Source organism: Nocardia sp. NPDC006630 (assembly GCF_040611495.1).
Lineage (GTDB): Bacteria > Actinomycetota > Actinomycetes > Mycobacteriales > Mycobacteriaceae > Nocardia.
The window spans coordinates 389,193-406,838 of sequence record NZ_JBEXOK010000010.1; the positions used below are offsets into that span (position 1 = coordinate 389,193).

The 17,646-nt window shown below is 66.1% G+C and carries 18 protein-coding genes; 12 read left to right on the plus strand and 6 right to left on the minus strand.

What is annotated here, in order from left to right; translation table 11 throughout:
- Positions 1 to 5: 5 nt before the first annotated feature.
- The 4 genes from ABZX86_RS30220 to ABZX86_RS30235 all read right to left on the minus strand — a co-directional run bounded on the left by ABZX86_RS30220 (position 6) and on the right by ABZX86_RS30235 (position 2,765).
- Positions 6 to 1,250 (minus strand): cytochrome P450, encoded by a 1,245-nt coding sequence (locus ABZX86_RS30220; protein WP_355128164.1) that lies wholly within the window; start codon positions 1,248 to 1,250, stop codon positions 6 to 8.
- Positions 1,251 to 1,257: 7 nt separating this feature from the next.
- Positions 1,258 to 1,452 (minus strand): ferredoxin, encoded by a 195-nt coding sequence (locus ABZX86_RS30225; RefSeq protein WP_355128166.1) that lies wholly within the window; start codon positions 1,450 to 1,452, stop codon positions 1,258 to 1,260.
- Positions 1,452 to 2,267, minus strand: a complete 816-nt coding sequence (locus ABZX86_RS30230; protein ID WP_355128168.1) for an SDR family oxidoreductase — start codon at positions 2,265 to 2,267, stop codon at positions 1,452 to 1,454. Before ABZX86_RS30230 ends, ABZX86_RS30225 begins: the two co-directional genes overlap by 1 nt.
- 300 nt (positions 2,268 to 2,567) lie before the next feature.
- Positions 2,568 to 2,765, minus strand: coding sequence for a hypothetical protein (locus ABZX86_RS30235; protein WP_355128170.1), 198 nt, complete (start codon positions 2,763 to 2,765; stop codon positions 2,568 to 2,570).
- A 1,059-nt stretch (positions 2,766 to 3,824) separates the two neighbouring features.
- Between ABZX86_RS30235 and ABZX86_RS30240 the strand changes: the two genes are divergently transcribed.
- From ABZX86_RS30240 to hsaA, 4 genes are all read left to right on the plus strand, one after another.
- Positions 3,825 to 4,676 carry a hypothetical protein gene (locus ABZX86_RS30240; protein WP_355128172.1) on the plus strand — a complete coding sequence of 284 codons (852 nt, stop codon included), beginning with the start codon at positions 3,825 to 3,827 and terminating at the stop codon, positions 4,674 to 4,676.
- Between the two features lie 166 nt (positions 4,677 to 4,842).
- On the plus strand, positions 4,843 to 5,976 hold the full coding sequence (locus ABZX86_RS30245) for a cytochrome P450 (protein WP_355128174.1): 1,134 nt from the start codon (positions 4,843 to 4,845) through the stop codon (positions 5,974 to 5,976).
- 160 nt (positions 5,977 to 6,136) lie between these two features.
- The gene (locus ABZX86_RS30250; protein WP_355128176.1) at positions 6,137 to 7,957 is read left to right on the plus strand and encodes an acyl-CoA dehydrogenase family protein; all 1,821 of its coding nucleotides are present in this window, start codon (positions 6,137 to 6,139) and stop codon (positions 7,955 to 7,957) included.
- 415 nt (positions 7,958 to 8,372) lie between these two features.
- Positions 8,373 to 9,533 (plus strand): 3-hydroxy-9,10-secoandrosta-1,3,5(10)-triene-9,17-dione monooxygenase oxygenase subunit, encoded by a 1,161-nt coding sequence (hsaA, locus tag ABZX86_RS30255; protein ID WP_355128178.1) that lies wholly within the window; start codon positions 8,373 to 8,375, stop codon positions 9,531 to 9,533.
- 16 nt (positions 9,534 to 9,549) lie between these two features.
- Here hsaA and ABZX86_RS30260 read toward each other — a convergent pair whose 3' ends face one another.
- Both ABZX86_RS30260 and ABZX86_RS30265 read right to left on the minus strand, forming a co-directional pair.
- Positions 9,550 to 10,089, minus strand: a complete 540-nt coding sequence (locus tag ABZX86_RS30260) for a flavin reductase family protein (protein WP_355128181.1) — start codon at positions 10,087 to 10,089, stop codon at positions 9,550 to 9,552.
- A gap of 277 nt (positions 10,090 to 10,366) precedes the next feature.
- Complete coding sequence (locus ABZX86_RS30265) at positions 10,367 to 11,269, minus strand: IclR family transcriptional regulator (protein ID WP_355128183.1); 903 nt, start codon at positions 11,267 to 11,269, stop codon at positions 10,367 to 10,369.
- A gap of 191 nt (positions 11,270 to 11,460) precedes the next feature.
- Here ABZX86_RS30265 and mftA point away from each other — a divergent pair, with 191 nt between their 5' ends.
- The 8 genes from mftA to ABZX86_RS30305 are packed head-to-tail and all read left to right on the plus strand — an operon-like array spanning position 11,461 to position 17,628.
- Complete coding sequence (gene mftA / locus ABZX86_RS30270; RefSeq protein WP_355128185.1) at positions 11,461 to 11,568, plus strand: mycofactocin precursor MftA; 108 nt, start codon at positions 11,461 to 11,463, stop codon at positions 11,566 to 11,568.
- Entirely contained in the window at positions 11,558 to 11,890 is a 333-nt protein-coding gene (mftB, locus tag ABZX86_RS30275) for a mycofactocin biosynthesis chaperone MftB (RefSeq protein WP_355128187.1), read from the plus strand. Before mftA ends, mftB begins: the two co-directional genes overlap by 11 nt.
- A gap of 2 nt (positions 11,891 to 11,892) precedes the next feature.
- Positions 11,893 to 13,074, plus strand: coding sequence for a mycofactocin radical SAM maturase (gene mftC, locus ABZX86_RS30280; RefSeq protein ID WP_355128189.1), 1,182 nt, complete (start codon positions 11,893 to 11,895; stop codon positions 13,072 to 13,074).
- Positions 13,075 to 13,102: 28 nt separating this feature from the next.
- Entirely contained in the window at positions 13,103 to 14,275 is a 1,173-nt protein-coding gene (mftD, locus tag ABZX86_RS30285) for a pre-mycofactocin synthase MftD (RefSeq protein WP_355128191.1), read from the plus strand.
- Entirely contained in the window at positions 14,275 to 15,066 is a 792-nt protein-coding gene (locus ABZX86_RS30290) for a mycofactocin-coupled SDR family oxidoreductase (RefSeq protein ID WP_355128193.1), read from the plus strand. Before mftD ends, ABZX86_RS30290 begins: the two co-directional genes overlap by 1 nt.
- A complete protein-coding gene (gene mftF / locus ABZX86_RS30295) occupies positions 15,063 to 16,466 on the plus strand; it encodes a mycofactocin biosynthesis glycosyltransferase MftF (protein WP_355128195.1) in 1,404 nt (467 codons plus the stop codon). Before ABZX86_RS30290 ends, mftF begins: the two co-directional genes overlap by 4 nt.
- The gene (gene mftE, locus ABZX86_RS30300; protein WP_355128197.1) at positions 16,463 to 17,152 is read left to right on the plus strand and encodes a mycofactocin biosynthesis peptidyl-dipeptidase MftE; all 690 of its coding nucleotides are present in this window, start codon (positions 16,463 to 16,465) and stop codon (positions 17,150 to 17,152) included. Before mftF ends, mftE begins: the two co-directional genes overlap by 4 nt.
- Positions 17,128 to 17,628 carry a DoxX family protein gene (locus ABZX86_RS30305; protein WP_355128199.1) on the plus strand — a complete coding sequence of 167 codons (501 nt, stop codon included), beginning with the start codon at positions 17,128 to 17,130 and terminating at the stop codon, positions 17,626 to 17,628. The genes mftE and ABZX86_RS30305 overlap by 25 nt, the downstream gene beginning before the upstream one ends.
- The last annotated feature ends 18 nt before the right edge of the window (positions 17,629 to 17,646 follow it).

A 17,646-nucleotide genomic window follows, 5' to 3' on the forward strand; every position in this document is an offset into this window, starting at 1 on the left:
ATTGATCACCATTCGACCGGCAATTCGTAGACGCCGTAGGCCAGTCGGTCGGTCTTGAATTCGACGCGGTCGATCGTCGTCGCCAGGCGCACCGAAGGAATCCGGCGGAACAATGTCGGGAACACGACCTGCAGCTCGATCCGAGCGAGTTGCTGACCGACGCATTGATGCGGTCCGTAACCGAAGGCGACATTGTGGTTGGCATTCACCCGGGCGATATCGAGGCGTTCCGGTTCCGGGAAGGTATGTGAATCCCAGTTCGCCGGGGACTGATCGATGATGACGCCCTCACCGGCACGGATCACCTGCCCGCCCACCTCGATGTCGGCCAGGGCGACACGCCGTTGACCGTGGTGCACGATGCTGAGGTAGCGCAGCAACTCCTCGACCGCGTTCGCAAGCACCTTCGGATCGTCGGTATCGCGAATCACCGCCAGTTGCTCAGGATTCTCCAGCAGGGCGAGAGTGCCCAGTCCGATCATGTTCGAGGTGGTCTCATGCCCCGCGACCAGGAGTCCGACACCCTGCATGGCGGCTTCCATCCGGTCGATCTCGCCCGCCTTGACGCGTTCGGCCAGATCGGAGATCGCATCCTCGGCGGGATTATCGATTTTGGCGTCGACGAGCTTGGCCAGATAGTCGAGCAGAGCCATCACATTCGCGTTGGATTCCTCGGACGTCGTATCCCGGCCGAGTCCGACGTCGCTGTGATGCTGGAAGAATTCGTGGTCGGAATAGGGGACACCGAGCAGTTCGCTGATCACCAGCGACGGCATCGGCAACGCCAGGCCGGCGACGATATCGGCCGGACGCGGCCCGCTCAGAATCCGATCGATGTGCTCATCTGTGATCTTCTGGATCGACGGGCGAAGGGCCTCGACTCGCTTGAGAGCGAACGGTTTGGTCAGCATGCGCCGATAGCGGGAATGCTCCTCGGCGTCCCGATTGAACAGCGACGGTGGCCGGACAGTCGACAACGCCTTCATTCCGTCGTTCCAGTGCGGAAATCCGGGGAGCCGGTCGTCGACGCTGATCCGCGGATCGCGATACAGCACCCGAGCCTGTTCGTAGGAGGTGATCAGCCATGGCTCATTGCCATCCCACAGGCGCACTCTGGACGGTGTTTCCCTTCCGGCGAGCTCACGAATGCCGGGCGGCGGGTCGAAGGGACAGCGCATCGCGCGATCCATCGGGTAGGCGGGGATATCTGATTCGGCGCGGGTTGCCGTACTGGTCGGTGTTTCGGGCATTTCTCCGTCATTCCTCGATATGGATTGCGAGCGCAGGGCAGAATTTGGCGGCCTCATGAACCGGGCCCGCCTGGTCGGGCGGCGGATTCTCATTCAGTAGTACGACGACGCCGTCGTCGTCACGCTGGTCGAAGACCTCGCCGGCCAGCAACGCACATTGCCCCGAGGCAATGCACCTGTCCGGCTCCACAGTCACTTTCATCACGAGTCCGCGGCCGCGGTTACCCGGCTTCGAATGCCGGCGACCGTTCCACCGTCGACCGGCAGGATCGTTCCCGTCACATAGGCGGACCGGTCACTGCCGAAGTACAGCGCGGCCTCGGCGACATCCCGGGCCGTGCCGTCACGATCGAGCGGTTTGCTATTTCTCATGTGCTGGCGCACGGCGTTGACGAACCGTTCGGCGTCCTCCGGATTCATCGCCGCGGCGGACTTGGCGAGCAGCGATGTCGGGATATTGCCCGGCGCGATGCAGTTGACCCGGATATCCTTCTCGGCCAGCTCGGTCGCGGCTGATTTGCTGAAATGCAGTACCGCGGCCTTCGACGCCCGATACGACATCACCCCGGCGCCGGCCTGAATGCCGCCGATCGAGGACACATTCACGATCGATCCGCCACCGCTGGCCGCCATATGGCGTGCGGCTTCCCGGGTTCCGGCCATGACTCCGAGCAGATTAACCGCCATCACCTGCTGGAAGTCCGCCAAATCGTCGTCGAGAAAGCTGGCGTGCATCGCTCCGGAGATTCCGGCGTTGTTGACCATGATGTGCAGGCCACCGAACCGCTCCACCGCAGTGCCGACCAACCGCGCGAGCTGTGCTGGATCGGTGACATCGGTCTCGGCGAAGATGACGTCCGGTCCGTATCGCGCAGCCAGTTTCGCGCCTTCACCGGCGTCACGATCGGCGATCACCACCCGGGCTCCTTCGGCCGCGAATCGCTCGACCACGGCCGCACCCAGCCCGGCGGCTCCGCCGGTGACGATGGCAACTTTCCCGGCCAATTCATTCGCCACCACGTACATCCCTTCATCGCATGCAATCCGACTCGGCTCGATCCGCCTTCGATCGAGCCGTGAAGCCAATCGCCGCTCACTCATCAATTACCGACATACGTCGTGAAAGTTTCGGTACGGAAGAATCCGTACGAGAAATAGTCCGGCTATTTCATGAATTGCCACGACGTCGCAATTCCGGATTCACGCTATCTTCCGGAAAGCCGCTACGGTGCTCCGTCTCACTGAGTAGAAAGTTCGTGGCCCGGCGCCGTTCCGGCGCTCACATACCTGTCCGGCCTGCGGGATGTCACCGCAGCATCAGACGGGTCCGACCCCGCCTTCGTCGTACCACCGATGCGGAACCGACCAATCCCAGTGACCGGACCGCGGTGGGACCGGATTCTCGCGCTCCCACTCCAGGTACGGCTGCAGCGAACCGCTCGCGCAGGCGCCGGAGAGCAGTAGCCCGCGCAGCGCATGTTGCAGAAGTACGCGAATCGTGTTGCGCCGCAACATCGCGACCTCCAGATCTTTCCAAGCGCATGACTCCGCCCGAAACCCGGAGCGGCGGTCGGACGTTCCCGAGCGGTAACAACCACCGATCCGCGCCAGCTTCGCTATCTTCGATTAGAGTACCCTCTTTCTAGAGCTTGGGGCAGTCGTCGGCAGATCTAGTCAGCTCACACTGCAGACATACAGGCAAATGTCGAGTCGCCGGGTCGATCATCCGCAGCGTGTCAGACATTCAATACCCTGATTTATCAGACCGCCGGCCGTCTACGGACGTCCCGATCGCCTCGAAGCGACGAAGCTGTTGCGCCGCAATCGGATCGGATCACGACGATGTTCGCCACGTGCGCCGGCGCTGCCTGAATTCTTCGGGGCGTTGCTGCCCGATCACTCTCGGCCAGCGAGTGTTGCCAGGAGTGGCTATGATCAGATAGCTGATGCGAGACCTGCTGTGGCCGAACGTTTTTGGTGTGACGTCTGGTGCGGGTTAAGTTCCGTAGCCCCGCCGGGCGCGGGGCGGCAGAAGCATGTTTCGGCTCGAGTCCACTTTTCCCTACGACATGCTCTACGGCTTGCGGCCCTCAGATCTGTCACCGGGCGCAGCCTGCGTCCGCGCCGACTGCGCGGACACATCGTCTACTTCGTATTCGTTGACAGGAGCCCATTCTTGACCATGTCACCATGCCTGGGGCCGGTCACCAGCCCCGGGTTGCAGGCCGATGTCGACGGCGTATGCCGGTGAGGCTGTATTCGCCGGAGTTCACCGACGCGCCGCACCGCGCATACGACGAAATGCGCCGTGCCCATGGCGATTTGGTGCCGGTCGAGGTAGCGCCCGGTGTGGCGGCGACGTTGGTGATCGGCTACCACGCGGCGCGTCATATATTCGGCAACTCTGCGCATTTCCCCGCGGATCCGAGGCTGTGGCAGTCCGGTACGCCTATCGGATGTCCTGTGCTACCGACGATCGGGTGGCAGCCCACCGCAGTGCGGTCCGCGGGAGACGATCAAGCTCGGTACAGGTGCGCTGTCGCAACGAGTCTCGACCGAATCGACCTCTATGCCTTGCGGGACACCGTAGAACGCACGGCGGTCGCACTGATCAACCGGTTCTGCCAGGCGGGGACCGCGGATCTGCTCAACGACTACGCGATCCCCCTCACCGCGGAGGCCCTGGACGCCGTGCTGGGGCTCGCGCCGGACGCCGGCGACGAGGCATACGCGGCGATGATGATGCTACGGAGCGCGGTCGACACCCCAACAGCCGACCAGGCGAACGAGATACTCCTCGCGACGATGCGAAAAGTGCTGGCGGACAAGCGATCGACTCCGGACGCGGATGTAGCGTCACGGCTGGCCCAGGCCACCGAGCTGTCCGAGGACGAGAGGGCGCACCAGGCCGCCATGGTGTATCTGCAGGCCGCGGAACCGACCTGGAACCTGATCACGAACACCCTGCTGTCGATGCTGACCGATGACGGGTTCGGCGGTGATCTGCTCGGGGGCGGATTACTGGTCCGGGACGCGATCGACGAGGTGCTCTTCTCCGATCCCCCGGTAGCGAACGCGTGTATCAGCTATCCGCGGCAACCCCAGATCATCGGCGAGGTCTGGCTGCCGGAACACCAACCGGTGATCATCAGCCTGGCAGCCTGCAACACCGACCCCGCCGTGGCCGGGGATCGCAAGGGAAATCGTTCACATCTGGCCTGGGGCGCGGGCCCGCACGCCTGCCCCGGCCGGGCCGCGGCCACGGTCATCGTCGAGGTCGCCCTGGATCAGTTGCTCGACGCGCTGCCTGATATCGCCCTGTCGGTACCCGCACCCGAGCTGCGGTGGCGCCGCGACCCATTTCATCGCGCGCTGAGTGCGCTACCGGTCACATTCCCCTCCTCCCCACCGCTACCTGTCGTCTAAGGAGACCGACCCCGTGCATCCACCCGCGCAAACACATCCTCGGCCACACCCGACCCCGCCGGTGCCGATCGAAGCCATCGGACCCCGAATCCCCGTCTACACCCAAGAATTCGCCGCTGACCCGCACAGCTTCTACCGGATCATGCGCGAGACGTACAGGTCGCTCGTGCCGGTCGAGATATGGCCGGGAGTGCCTGCGACCCTGGTCATCGGCTATCACACCGCGGTCCGGATTCTCGGTGACAATCACCACTTCTCGGCCGATCCGCGCCGCTGGCAGAGCACGGTGCCCGCCGATCTGCCGATCATGCCGATGATCGAATGGCGGCCGAACGCGTTGCGCAGCAACGGCGTCGAGCACACCCGCTACCGTAGCGCGACGAACGACGCTTTGGCCGGGGTCAATCTCTATACCCTGCGCGGCACGGTGGAGCGGGCCGCGTTGCCGCTTGTCAATTCCTTCTGCGAGACCGGGTCCGCCGACCTGATCGGCCAGTACATTCTGCCGCTGGTCTTCGTGGTGCTCAACGAGCTGATCGGCTGCCCGCCGCACATCGGACAGCAGGTCGCCCAGGCCAGCGCCGCACTGTTCGAGGGCGTCGACACCGACGCCGTCAACGCGATGCTCGACAGGGCACTGCGTGAACTCACCACCCTCAAGCGCGCCTACCCCGCCGACGACATCGCCACCCGGCTGGTGCAGCATCCGGTCGGGCTGACCGACGCGGAAATGGTCCACCAGCTGGTCACCTGCTATTCAGCGGGTATAGAGATTCCGCAGAACCTCATCGCGAACACGCTGCTGCTCATGCTGACCGATGCCCGGTGGAACGGTGAGAACCTCGGTTTCGCCCCGCCGACCACGTCCGCGCTGGATGAGATTCTGGCGACCGATCCACCGCTGGCCAACTACTGCATCGTCTACCCCCGCCAGCCCATTGTGATCGACAACGTCTGGCTGCCCGCCGATCAACCCGTGATCACCAGCATGGCCGCCTGCAATACCGGGCCCGAGATCAATACCGGCCACTTCGCCGGCAACGGCTGGAATCTGGCCTGGGGCGCCGGACCGCACGCCTGTCCCATGCAGGCACGGTCCGCATCGCAGCTGATCGTGCAGGAGGCCATCGACCAACTGCTGGACGTCCTGCCCGAGTTGCGGTTGGCGGTCCCCGCCGGGCAACTGCAGTGGCGGCCCGGCCCGTTCCACCGCGCACTCACCGCATTGCCGGTGACCTTCCCACCGTCGAAGCCGGTCACCGTTGTTCCGCCGCCTCCGTTTTCGCCGAATCATGCTTGAGGACAACGCCTATGAGATGAGCTGCGAGGTTTGATTCCGATGAGCACCCCGGGCAGCTGTCAGACCGGCAACTGCCCGGGCAGTACACACTCCGCACGCAGGCCGGGCAACCACCGATAGTGCGACCACGCGCGGAGCTCTCGACAGCAGGGTGAGTGCAATGACAACGACAGACGTTCCCCTCCACGGACTCTCCGCCGACGAACCGTTCCGGCCCACCGACAACACCGCGACCATCGAAGCCCTGCGGGAGGTGATCTTCGGCGAGCACGCGGCACTACACCGGGAGGTGCGCGATGTCATCGTCGGGCTCGCCGACACCCCGCGATCCGGGGCGACCTACTCCCAGCAAACCCAGGACGCCCCCGAGCTCTTGCGGGCGGTGATCGCCGGACTGGGCCGGCCCGCCCGTGAGATCGCCGCCGACACCCAATTGCGAGGTGCGCTCTGCGATTGGGCCCAGATCGCGGCACCGCGGCTATTGCTGGTCCTCACAGGCCATTTCGACCTCGTCATCGGCGCGATCCTCGGTCTCGGCAACGACTCGCCCTACCAGCAGGAATGCCTGGCAGAGCTGGACACCGGCGCGGCACTCGGCGTGCTCATGCTGACCGAACTCGGCGGCACCAATGGCGCCGACCAGCAGACCACCGCGACGTGGGACGCCGAGACGAGCGGATTCTGGCTCACCACCCCCTCGGCGGCGGCCACCAAATTCATGCCGAACGTCGCCGAAGCCACCACCCCGAAAACCGTAGTCGTCACCGCGCGTCTCATCCTCGACGGTAAAGACGAAGGCGTGCTTCCCTTTCTGCTGAAACTACGCACTCCGGCCGGACCGACCGAAGGCGTCGACATCGTCGCCCTGCCCGATAAGGCTTCCGCGCCGATGGATCACGCGATGATCAGATTCCGCCGAGTATGGCTCCCCCGCGAGGCGCTGCTGGGCGGCGACTGGGCTGCTATCGACACTGAGGGCCTGTTCGACTGTGAAGTACTGCCGCGCAGGCGATTTCATGCCGCGATCAGCGTACTGGGCAACGGCCGGCTGGACCTGGCCAATGCCGCCGTCGCCAGCGCCCGCGCCGCACTGGCCGGGCTGGTCAACTACACACGCCAGCGCCGCCCCGGCTCGGGAACGCTGATGGCCGATCGCGACGCGGTGCAACTGGGCCTGGTCTCCGCCCTGGCCGCCGTCTACGCCACCAGCGTGCTGGGCAGGCGGATCCGTGACATGCGCGCCGAATCCACCACCAGCGACCCCGAGCAGGCGATCTGGTCCATGCTCGCAAAACCGTTGCTGTCCAACACCGCTCGCCAGGTGCTGACGATGTGCCGCCAACGCGCCGCCGCCCAGGGCGCACTCCGCATCAACTACCTCGTGGACTGGATCGGCAACCTCGAAGCCATCATCACCGCCGAGGGCGAAAACCAGATCATGCAGATCACCGCGGGGAAATCCGCGTTCGACCTCTCGACGCTGCGACTACCGGACACGCCGGCCCAGATGCCGTGGTACCTCACCATGCTCGCGGGGCGAGAAACCGGCATTGCCGCTGAAGTACGCAGCGGCACCGGCGAATCGATAGGCATCGACGCACGGGCCGCCGAGCTCGCCACCGCGACCGCCGAACGACTGGCGGCCACCGCATTGGTCATCGAGGGGCTGGCCACCGACGATCCAGCCGCCCGAGAACTGGCTGTGTCCGCCGCCGCGGTGTACTCGCTCGAACGCATCTACCGGCACGGCGCCTGGTACACCGAGCACCGCCATATGACGCGGCACCTCGCGGCAAAGGTATCCGCGGAACTACGCCACCACCACTCGCTGCTGACCGCCCACCTGCCGATCATGGTCGCCGCCTTCGACATACCCGAACTACCGGGGCCGATCTTCTCCCCGGACTACATCAGGGCATGGCAGAACTACGCCGACTGGGACGACACGACCTTCACCGGTACGGCCACCGAGCCCCAGTAGCGCAGATCATGAGCTCCTAGTGATATATAGGATCCTGAGTTATCCACCGGCCGAGTAGGTGAACCCGGCTTGCCATGTTCGCCGCCCGGCCTTCCGCACCGCGTCGAAGTGCGCTCAGCTCCGCCGGAATCTCTTCTACCACACTTTTCGGCGGAGCTATACTCGACTACGGCCGACACCCAGCCTCTAGCGACGACATCAACGGCCCGCTCGCAAAGTTCGACAAATTTTGGCGAATCAGAATACTCTTTCTGAATACAGGGCGGCTCGTGCCAAACACCTCAGCACACTGACGACCACCCTGGGGAAGGTCGAGACCATGTCGCAGTCGCTGGCTCACCACGATTCTCGGCACGGCAGTCCATCGGAGCGTTCGAGCGATAGGCGCGTCCGGGAGGATTCGAGAGAACCCGGCATGAATACAGACGTAGCCGCAGCGGTCGAAGCACTGTCACCCATCCTGGCCGAACGTGCCGCGCTGGTCGACCAGACCGGCGAGATCTCGGAGCAGACGATCACCGATCTGATCGGCACCGGCGTATTCCGCCTGCTGCAGCCGAAATCGCATGACGGTTTCGAGGCCAATCCGCTCGACTTCTACGCTGCCGTCCGCGCAGTCGCCGCTGCCTGCGGTTCGACCGGATGGGTGACGTCGGTGCTCGGATTGAGTCCCTGGCATACAGCGCTCTTCGACGACGTCGCGCAGCACGACGTGTGGTCGGACGATCCCGACGCATTGATCTGCTCGTCCTACACACCGGTCGGCCGATTCACCCCGGTTGCCGGGGGCTACGAACTCAGCGGCCACTGGAGGTTCGCCAGCGGGTGTTCACACGCGACGTGGGCACTGCTCGGCGGCACCATCGTGGCCGAGAACGGCCAGCCGGTGGATATGGTCAGCGGGTTGGTGCCGCGGGCCGACTACCGGGTCGAAAAGGTCTGGGACACAGCGGGATTGCGGGGCATCGGCAGCGACGACCTGCACGCGGAGCGGATCTTCGTCCCGGAGCATCGAATACTGCGGTTCTCCGATATCGCGACGCGGCAGACTCCCGGCCGGAAGGTGAATTCCGGTCCGCTGTATCGAATGCCGTACGGCACCATGTACAACTACGCCATCAGCTCGCCCGTGGTCGGTATGGCGCAGGGCTGTCTCGATGTCTTCGTGACGCGCATGCGAGAACGCAATCGGCTCAGTTTCGGTGGCGGCACCATTACGACCGATCAGCCGACCGCGGCCGCACGCGCCAGTGCGGAGATCGATGCCGCTGTGCTCCAGATGGATCGGAGCCTGCGTGACCTCTTCGAGTGTGCGGGACGGCGCGAGGAGATCCCGATCGAACTGCGGTTGCGGGCCCGCCGTGATCAGGCGTGTGGCGCGGAACGTGCGTTGCACTCGATCGACCTGGTGTTCGCGGCGACCGGTGGCGTGGTGCTGCGCGGGCGCAATCCGATCGAAAGAGCCTGGCGCGACGCGCACATCGCCGCCATTCACGCATCCAATGACGTCGGGACCGCGCTGACATTGCACGGGAACGGCACGTTCGGCCTGCCCGTCGACGACATGCTGGTCTGAGGCCGACGGTGGCGCGTCACCACCACCCGACCAGACGATCCATCAGCAGTGTCGCGCTGGCCAGATAGTCGCCGTATCCGCCCCGGAAGAACAGCAGCGGTGTACGCACCGATTCGATACTCAGCTCGCTGACCTGGCCGACGACAAGGTAGTGATCGCCGATCTCGACAACCTGGGTGAGCCGGCAGTCGACCCACGCCACAATGCCGTCCAGTACCGGATTTCCGAGCGGGGAAGGGGCCCAGGACAAGCCGTCGAAGCGGTCCGGGCCTCGGCTCGCCAGTCGGCGCGACACCGGTTCCTGATTCCCCGCGAGTGCGTTGGCGCAGAAGGTGCCGGCCTGCTGGATCTTCGACAGCGTCGAGGAGGACCGGTTCACCAGAAACGACACCAGTGGCGGCTCGAGCGAGACCGACATGAAGGTTCCGACGATCAGCCCGTGCGGGCACCGGTCCGGCGTGGTCGTGGTGATCGCGACAACGCTGGTCGGAAAGTGACCGAGTACCGCACGGAAGCGCATGGCCTCCATCGCCGCCGGTTCCGGAAGAGCACTCATCTGGGTCCTCACGTGGTCTCTGCCGAGGGATCGCACCGTCGGGCCGTTGGGAGACCTACGTTAGGTAAGGAATCGGTGCCGCACGCTACGGCTTCCGCACACCGGGAGCACCCGAGTATCGGTGCCACACTTCACTTTCCGCCTCGCCGCGCCGAGGCGTCTTCCCGCTCAGCGGAAACGGCCGGTATCCGTGCGGACGCACCGGCCACACTGACGGGGTTATCGAGCATCGGCAAGGTTCCGGAACGCGAGGTGTGCAGTGCTGCGATACCGGTTCTCAGAACCACACACCACGCTCGCCCAGTGCGACGATGCGCCCCAGCGTCGCACTCAATGCGGCGTTCTGCGGCGTGTCACTCATTACGCCGGGCTCGAACCGAGGCGCGTGCTTGCGCGCGGCGCCGCCCATCAGTTTCTCGGATATCGCGTGCGCGGTGTTGGCGACCATGGGGGCCAGCCGCTCGAGCGGGGCGCGCAGGTCTCCGACGAGAGAAATGCCGCCCAGCGGTCCCTGGGGGACGCGGATCGCCGCGCCGACACAGGCGATATTGGGGAAGCATTCCCCGCAGTCGAAGGCCAGCCCGCTGCGGGCCCTGATGCGGATCAGCTCCTGATGCAGCATGTCCAGCGCACCGATGCTCCGCATGGTCCGCTGCGCGGGGGCGTTGCGGTACAGCCCGTCGACTTCCTCGGGCGACAGCCACGCCAGCATGCTCTTTCCGGAGGCCGTACAGTGCGCGGGCACGCGACCCCCGACAACGGACGGCACCTGGACCGCGGCCCGCCCGCCGAACTTGTCGAGATAGTAGGTATCGGCCCCATCCAATACCGCCAGGTGCACCACCATTTCGGTGCGCAGGGACAGCGCATGCAGCAGTGGAAACGCCGCCGTCCGCAATGCGCCGTGGCCGACCTCCCGGCCGCCGAGTCCCAGCGCCCGTGGGCCGAGGCCGTACTCACGGCCATTGCGTTCGAGCCAGCGCAGATGTACCAGCTGTTCCAGGATGCGATGGGTTGTCGAGCGCGGCAGATTGGTGCGCCCGGCGACATCCTCGAGCGTGAGCCGAATCTGCGGAGCGCCGAACGAATCCATGATCAGTGTCATTCGTTCGACCATCGAGGGTGGCAACTCGTGCCGTTCGGCGGTGGCGACGGCGCTGTCATTCACCACTGATTCCATTGACCGGCCTCCTTCGTCGGAGCTTGAACCTGAGCGCGATCATACATATAGAGCATCCTCAATCCAGCCGAATCCTCAGATTCTGCACATAGCGCCCGTCGATTATGGACATCAACCTCATACTTTCGCGAACGACCACGTCTAGCTATGCTGACGGATACCACATTCAGTATCCTCTTTAAGGAGTTCACATGGACCCCGCCGATCAGCCCGCAACCGGCTCGGACGATGCCGCGATCGTCGAAGAGGACCTCCTCGTCGAAGAGGTATCGATAGACGGCATGTGCGGTGTCTACTAGCGCTGCCACCCGGGGCGAGAAGCATTCCGGGGCACATCTTTTCGACCAGTCACTGCCGTACGCACTGGCGAGATCGGTGGCTTTGCGACCCGAGCCGTTCGGCGCACTGGCCTACGACTACGACTCCCGCCGGTTGTCGTTCCTCAAGACCCAGCTCCTGGTGACCGTGGTCCGCGAACTCGAGCACCACGCCGATGCGACCGCCGCCCTCGCGGCGGCCGGGGTACCCCGCGTCGAGCACGGCCGCTATCTGCGTGCACTCGCCGGACTGTGTGAATCCGGCGTCATCCGGTCCCGAACCCCGCAGAGAGCACAGGACTGACCATGAAGCTCGTCGAACATTTCGAGAACGGACTCAGCTCGCCGATCTGCCTGACGTGGGAGCTGACCTACGCCTGCAATTTGGCGTGCACCCACTGCCTGTCCTCGTCGGGGCGCCGCGATCCGCGGGAGTTGAGCACCGCCGAGTGCCTGGGCGTGATCGATGAACTGCGGCGCATGCAGGTGTTCTACGTCAATATCGGCGGCGGCGAACCCACCGTGCGCGCGGACTTCTGGCAGCTGCTGACCTATGCCGTCGACCAGGGCGTGGGAGTCAAGTTCTCCACCAACGGAATTCGAATCACGCCGGAACGCGCACGACAGCTGGCCGGCACCGACTACGTCGATGTACAGGTCTCGCTGGACGGCGCGACCGCGGCGGTCAACGATTCCGTACGAGGGCCGGGGTCGTTCGACGCGGCGTATCGGGCGATGTCGAACCTCGCGGACGCCGGCCTGTCCGGTTTCAAGATCTCCGTGGTGATGACCCGGGAAAATGTCGATCAGTTGGACGAATTCAAGGCCATCGCAGACGGTTTCGGCGCGCAGTTGCGGATCACCCGGCTGCGCCCGTCCGGGCGCGGCGCGGATGTGTGGTCGGAGCTACACCCGACCGCCGAGCAGCAGCGGCGCATCTACCACTGGCTGCTCGCCCACGGGGACACGGTGCTGACGGGCGACTCCTTCTTCCATCTGAACGCCCTCGGTCCCGAATCCCTGCCCGGATTGAATCTGTGCGGCGCCGGCCGCGTGGTATGCCTCATCGATCCGGTCGGTGACGTGTACGCCTGCCCGTTCGCCATTCACGACCAGTTCCTGGCCGGGAATGTCCGCGGGCCGGGCGGCTTCGAAACAGTGTGGCGCACTTCGGAACTGTTCACTCGGCTGCGCTCTCCCCAGACCGGAGGCGCGTGTACGTCCTGTAGCGAATACGACTCCTGCCGCGGCGGCTGCATGGCCGCGAAATTCTTCACCGGGCTGCCGCTCGACGGGCCCGATCCCGAATGTGTGCGCGGCAACGCCGAACTCGCCCTCGCCTCGGCAGGTGACGCGCGCCCGCACCCCGACAAGGACCACTCCCGCACCGGCGGCCGGAGATCGGCCGTGACACTCGGCATGCCCTCGGCACGGCCGGCCGTTCCGTACCGCGCCTGCGACACCAGCCCACTCGCCGCACTGCGGTAGAGCCTTATCAGACAAGGACTTTCGCACGATGGCAAGTACCCGCACCTGGTTCGAATCCATAGCCGAGGCGCAACGGCGCGCCGAGAAACGTCTGCCGAAGTCGGTGTATCTGGCGCTGCTGGCGGGTTCCGAAGCCGGGGTGAGCCTCGATGACAATGCCGCCGCCTTCGCCGAACTCGGCTTCCGGCCGCACATCGCCGACCTGCCCGCCACCCGGGACATGTCCACCACCGTGCTCGGGCAGGAGGTTTCGCTGCCGGTGATCTGCTCGCCCACCGGTGTGCAGGCGGTCGACCCGGTCGGCGAGGTGGGCGTCGCCCGTGGTGCCGCGCGGTCGGGAACCGCGATCGGCCTGTCCTCCTTCGCCTCCCGCCCGATCGAGGACGTGGTCGCCGCCAATGACAAGACCTTCTTCCAGGTGTACTGGCTCGGCGACAAGGACGAGATGCTGGCGCGACTCGACCGCGCGCGCGAGGCCGGCGCCAAGGGTGTGATCGTCACCCTGGACTGGGTTTTCGCCACCGCGCGGGACTGGGGCAGTCCTGCACTACCCGAACGCATCGACCTCCGGACCGCGCTGACCTTCGCACCGCAGGTGCTGACCCGGCCCGGTTGGCTGTGGCGCTTCGCGCGCTCGGGCAAGTTACCGGACCTCACCACCCCGAACCTGGTTCCGCGCGGCGCGCAGGCGCCGACCTTCTTCGGCGCATACGGCCAATGGATCGGTACTCCCCCGCCCACCTGGCACGATCTGGCCTGGTTGCGTTCCCGGTGGGAGGGGCCGTTCCTCGTCAAAGGCGTCTCGCACCCCGACGACGCCAAGCGCGCGATCGATATCGGCGCCACCGCGATTTCGGTGTCCAATCACGGCGGCAACAATCTCGACTCCACGCCCGCGACCATCCGGCTGCTGCCGAGTCTCGTGAAAACCGTTGACGGACAGGTGGAGGTGCTGCTCGACGGAGGCATCCGCCGCGGCAGCGACGTGGTCAAGGCACTCGCGCTCGGCGCACGTGCGGTCATGATCGGCCGGCCCTATTTGTGGGGCCTGGCCGCCGGCGGCGAAAACGGGGTGCACAACGTCCTGGAGGTCCTTCGCCAAGGCATCGACTCGACGCTCTACGGACTCGGCCACGCATCGATTCACGAACTCGGCCCCGATGACGTGATCGTTCCGGACGGATTCACCCGGGGGCTGTGATGGACGATGCTCCCGTTGCGGTCGTCACCGGAGCCGCCCGCGGTATCGGTGCCGAGACAGTGCACCGTCTCGCCGGTGCAGGCTGGCGCGTTGTCGCGGTCGACACCCACGCGAACGACCCGGACGTGCCGTACCCGCTGGCCACGGCGAGTCAATTGCGTGCGGTGGCCGAGCCGTACGACGGGCGTGTCATCGCCACCTTCGCCGATGTCCGCGACCTCGTCGCACTGTCCGGTGCCGTTCGTCTTGCCGAGGAGCGGTTCGGCCGCCTCGATGCCGCCGTCGCGGCGGCGGCGGTGCTCACCGGGGGTGGTCGCCCGCTCTGGGAGACCACGACTCGGGAGTGGGCTCCGATGTTCGATGTCGGGGTGCACGGGGTAGCCAATCTCGCCCGGGCCGCCGTGCCGGCACTCCTGCGCCGCCCCGAGCCGCGAACCGGCCGCTTCGTCGCGCTCGCCTCCGCGGCGGGCCACTGCGGCGTCCGGCATCTGGCGGGGTATGTCGCGGCCAAACACGCTGTCGTCGGATTGATCAGCGCGCTGGCGCACGATCTGCGCGGCACGGGAGTCACCGCGGTCGCCGTATCTCCCGGTTCCACGCGCACCGACATGCTCACCGAGACCGCGCGCCTGTACGGACTCGATACCGTCGAGGCGTTCGCCGATCATCAACTGCTGGACCGCATCCTCGAGCCCGACGAGGTCGCCGCGGTCGCGGCATGGCTGTGCTCCCCCGAAACCGCCTGCATCACAGGCACTGTCGTTCATGCCGACGGAGGCTTCCGGCCATGAGGCTGCAATTGGATACCGGGGTTCGCCGCTACGGCGACGGCCGGGTCCTGCTCGGCGGAGCACCCGTACGCCTGCTACGGCTCGGCGTGACCGGCGCGCGACTACTCGACGACTGGATCGCCGGCACGCCTGTCGCCGACGAGACCGCCCCCCGGTCCTTCGCCAGGCGCCTGCTCGACGCCGGGATCGTTCATCCCGCGGCCGAGCCCGGTGCGGCCACTAATTCCCTTGTGACGCTGATTGTCCCGGTACGGGACAACCAGGAGGGCCTGGCGCGGCTGCTCGCATCCACGATCGGCATCGAGCATCGGATCGTCGTCGACGACGGATCCGGTGCTCCGCTGCCGAATGCCACAGTGCGGCACCGCTGTCCGCGCGGTCCCGCCGCGGCGAGAAACTCCGGCCGGAAATGCGCCACTACGCCGCTACTGGCTTTTCTCGACTCCGATGTGCTGCCCGACCCGGGCTGGCTCGATCACCTGCTACCGCTGTTCGACGACCCGGCCGTCGCCGCGGTGGCCCCCCGCGTCCGTTCGCTCGCCACCGGTCCGGTCGGACCGTACGAAATGCTGCGGTCCGCACTCGATATGGGAGCGGAGCCGGCCTCGGTGCGGCCCGACGGACGCGTCCGCTATGTCCCCGGCGCGGCCCTGATCGTCCGCGCCGACGCGCTCGAGGTCGTCGGCGGTTTCGATGAGACCCTGCGCTACGGCGAGGACGTCGATCTGGTCTGGCGGTTGGTAACCGCCGGATATTCGGTACGCTACCAACCTCTTTCGACGGTTCGCCACGAACCACGCGACAGCTTCCGCGCCTTTCTGCGCCAGCGTTTCGGCTACGGCACATCCGCCGCCGCGCTCGCCCGCCGCCATCCGAACCTGCTCCATGCCACCCGATTACCGGCCCCCTCGGCGGGCAACTTTGTACTCGCGCTCCTCGCAGCGCTTCCCGCCGTGGTCACGCTGGATCGCGCCCGCCTCGGTCCCGGCACATTGGCCCGGTATACGATCGGTGTCGCCGGATTCGCTGTGGCAGTTGCACTTCCGGCCACGAGCCCGAGCTTGCGCACGGTACGGAGCTTGCGGGACCGGAACGTGCCGCTCCACGATGCGGTCGTCGTCGCGGCCACCGGGAGACTCGCGCTGGTCCGGCAACTCGCCGACACCGTGCGCCGGGTCTGGTGGCCCTTCGCGCTGTGCTCACGCCGGGGCCGCGCACTGCTGGGCCTTGCCTGGGCCGCGGCGGCGATCGAGTGCATGTCCGAAAACAGCAGTGTGGCAGTGCGATTCGCCGATGAGGTCGCCTATGGCCTCGGAGTCTGGACCGGTTGCCTCGGACACCGCTGCCTCACACCACTGCTCCCCCGCTTCCACCGGATCCTCGAGGAGCCCACGCTGTGAACGAGCTTGCCGATCTCCGGTCACCCGAACTCGCGGACCGGATGCACCACCTGATCCTCGCCGTGCCGCTCGGCGCCACCGAACAGCACGGCCCGCATCTGCCGCTGGGCACCGATACGGTCGTCGCCACCGAACTGTGCCACCGGCTGACCGCACGCCTCCCCGATATCATTGCGGCCCCGCCTGTTCCGTACGGTTCCAGCGGCGAACACGCCGACTTCCCGGGCACGCTGTCCATCGGACAGGACGCGCTGGAATTTCTGCTCGTCGAACTCGCGCGTTCCGCCGACCGCTTCACCGGCGTCGTCTTCGTCAACGGACACGGCGGCAATATCCTGCCGCTGGACACGGCGGTGGGAATCCTGCGCGCGGAGGGCCGCAATGTCCTGGCCTGGTCACCGTCAGGACCGGCCCGGGACAGCCACGCCGGGCATACCGAAACCTCGGTGATGCTGCGCCTGCGGCCGGAGACCGTGGCCCTGGAACATGCCCGGCCCGGCAACACTGCCCCGCTCGGCGGGCTCATCGACCAGATGCGATGGCATGGCGTGGCGGCCGTCAGTCCCAACGGCGTATTGGGCGACCCCACCACCGCGGTCGCCGGCGCGGGTGAGCTGCTCCTGCAGAACTGGACCGAATCCCTTGTCCGAGAGGTGAATACATGGATGTCACTGACACTGCCCTGACGCTGCTACGCCTGATCCTCGGCGTGATCATGATCGCGCACGGTATCAACCACTGGCTCGGGGGCGGCAGGATCGCGGGTACCGCCGGGTGGTTCGGTGGCTTGGGGCTGCGCAACGGCACACTGCAGGCGTGGCTGAGCGTTGTCACCGAAATCGGGGCGGGCGCACTGCTGCTGTTCGGCCTGTTCACACCGTTGGCCTGTGCGGCGGTCATCTCCGTGATGCTCGTGGCCGGACTGCTCGCACACCGCCGCAACGGATTCTTCGTCTTCCGCGAGGGCTACGAATACGTCCTCACACTCGCGGTGCTGGCACTGGCGCTGGCCCTGCTCGGTCCGGGCCGACTGTCCCTCGATCACGCGGCCGGAAGTGCGGTCACCGGTTGGGCGGGCGGCGGCATCGCGATCGGCGGCGCCGCGGCGGCGACAGCCACCCTGCTCGCGGTGTTCTGGCGACCGCAGCCCGCGCCGTCCTGAGACCGTCCTACAACGCAA